Annotated in this window: 3 protein-coding genes; all 3 read left to right on the top strand. The window is 61.3% G+C overall.

Going from position 1 to position 2,395, the window contains the following annotated elements:
* A partial coding sequence (locus BLR29_RS31790) for a carboxymuconolactone decarboxylase family protein (protein WP_092144087.1) occupies positions 1-390 on the top strand: 390 nt, incomplete at its 5' end.
* A 191-nt stretch (positions 391-581) separates the two neighbouring features.
* The gene (locus BLR29_RS31795) at positions 582-1,508 is read left to right on the top strand and encodes a LysR family transcriptional regulator (RefSeq protein ID WP_092144090.1); all 927 of its coding nucleotides are present in this window, start codon (positions 582-584) and stop codon (positions 1,506-1,508) included.
* Between the two features lie 248 nt (positions 1,509-1,756).
* Positions 1,757-2,395: nitroreductase family protein (locus tag BLR29_RS31800; protein ID WP_255371554.1), on the top strand; the 639-nt coding region annotated here is incomplete at its 3' end.

Consider the following 2,395-nt stretch of genomic DNA (forward strand, 5'->3'; position numbering starts at 1 on the left):
GCCTTGAGCAAGGCGCTCGACGTGAAGACGCGTGACGGCATCGGCCTCGCCGTCTCCGAAGTGAATGGCTGTAATTACTGCCTGACAGTGCACAGCTTTACGGCCGAGCATATGGCCAAGCTGTCGACCGAGGAAATCATCCTTGCTCGGAAGGGTCACGCCAGCGACTCGAAGCGCGACGCCGCCCTCCAGTTTGCGCGCAAAGTCATCGAGACTCGCGGCCAGGTTAGTGATGCCGATCTGAAAGCTGTGCGCGATGCCGGCTACACGGATGCGAACGTCATGGAGATCGTCGCGCTGGTGGCCATGTACTCCCTGACGAATTTCTTCAATAACGTGTTCGATCCCGAGAAGGACTTTCCCGCCGTTACGCCGGCTGGATCGATCTGAACTAACACGGTCGCATCGCCCTTTTCCGAAGGGCGAAGGTGTCATTTAATGCGAACGTAGCACCAAGGCCCGGAGGCACCAAGGCAAGTTTCTTGGGAATGTGTCCGGGCTCTTCGTATGTACTGATCGGTTCCGCTGGGAGGTCGCACGCGCTCATGCGCGGCTTCTTACTCCTTTCGAAGGCTTTCACCATGGATCGTCTAGTCTCAATGCAGGCATTCACTCGGGTGGTGGATGTCGGCAGCTTCTCGGGCGCGGCGGAGTCGCTCGACCTGCCAAAGGCCACGCTCACCCGCTTGATCCAGAAGCTGGAGACTCATCTGGCCATCAAACTGCTGCACCGGACCACGCGCCGCATCAGCGTGACCACCGATGGCGCTGCCTATTACGAACGCTGCGTACGCATCCTCGCAGACGTCGAGGAAGCAGAGCAGATGCTGACGCACCAGAACAGCTCGCCGCGCGGCACGCTGGCGGTGGACACCACGAACGGGCTCGCGAAAATGGTGTTGATGCCGCAGCTGCACGACTTCGTCAATGCGTATCCCGAACTAAGACTCGAACTGACCATCAACGGCAAGCCGATCGACCTGCTCAAGGAAGGCGTGGACGTGGTGCTGCGCGTGGGTGCGCTCGAGGAATCGATGGTGGCGCGTCGCATCGGCCGGCTGAGGCTGGCCTTCTATGCGTCGCCGATCTATCTGCGCCGCTTCGGCACGCCTCACGATCTCACGGAATTGGCGCAGCACAAGGCCGTGAACTTCCTGTCGAACCGCACCGGACGTGCGACGCCGTGGCCGTTGATCCGTGGCGGCGAACGCAGCGAAGTGCTGCTGCCTTCGGTGATCTCGACCAACGATGGCGAAGTGTATCTGGGATGCGCGCTCGAAGGTCATGGCATCGCCCGCATTTCGCGCGCCATGGCCGAGCCGTATATCCATAGTGGCCGGCTGGTGGAAATCATGGCGGAGTGGCAGACCGACGAACTGCCGATCTCGGCGATGTATCCGCAGAACCGGCACCTGTCGGCCAAGGTGCGCGTGTTCGTGAACTGGGCTGCCGAGATCTTTTCGCGGCATCCGCATTTCGGCGCGGCAGCGCTGCAACTCGCAGCCTGATCACCGGCGGTGGCAATCACCGCGCGGGGTGCGGGCCTCGTACGTCATGTGCGAGTACCGCTGCTGCATGACCCCATCCGGGAACCGTACCGCAAACGTCGCGCTTCAATGCCGCACCAAAGGTGGAGGATAGATCGCCTCGTTGTTTTGATCCTTTTGGGCATTTTATTGAGCAAATGTAGTCTCGAAATCGACATCCGGTGGGCCTACAGTTGAGGCTCCTAACCACCTGATGAAAGGGGCGCACCATGAGCCGTAAGACCAGCGGAACCACCATGACTAACGCGGTCATCGAAACCATTTTGAGCCGCAGCGCCGCCAAGTATTACGACCCGGCGGCCACCTTGAGCGACGATCAAATCCGCGAGCTGGTGCGAATCGGCACCAGCGCGCCGACATCCTTCCACATGCAGAACTGGCGCTTCATCGCCGTGCGTACGCCTGAAGCCAAGGCCCGGCTGAGTCCGATCGCCTGGAACCAGCCTCCGATCACCGAAGCGGCCGTTACCCTCATCATCATCGGTCAGTTGGCCGACTCCAGCGTAATACCGGAACGCCTGGCTCCGTTGGTGGAAGCGGGCGTCATGCCGGCAAGCATGGTGCAAGAGTGGGAAATCCCCGCACGCGATCTGTACATGGATTACCCGCAGCGCCAGCGCGACGAGGCCGTACGCACCGGCACCTTCGGTGCGGCGGCGATTATCTATGCGGCCCGCTCGCTGGGCCTGGGTTCGACACCGATGATCGGCTTCGACGCCGAAGCGGTGCACCGCGAGTTCGCACTGGCCGAGAACGAAGTGCCGGTCATGCTGTTGTCCGTAGGAGCAGAGCGTTCGGGGAACTGGCCACAGAAGCCACGCCTGCCGGTGGTCGATGTGCTGGATCTC

Source organism: Cupriavidus sp. YR651, from assembly GCF_900101625.1.
In the GTDB taxonomy this organism is placed as follows: Bacteria; Pseudomonadota; Gammaproteobacteria; order Burkholderiales; family Burkholderiaceae; genus Cupriavidus.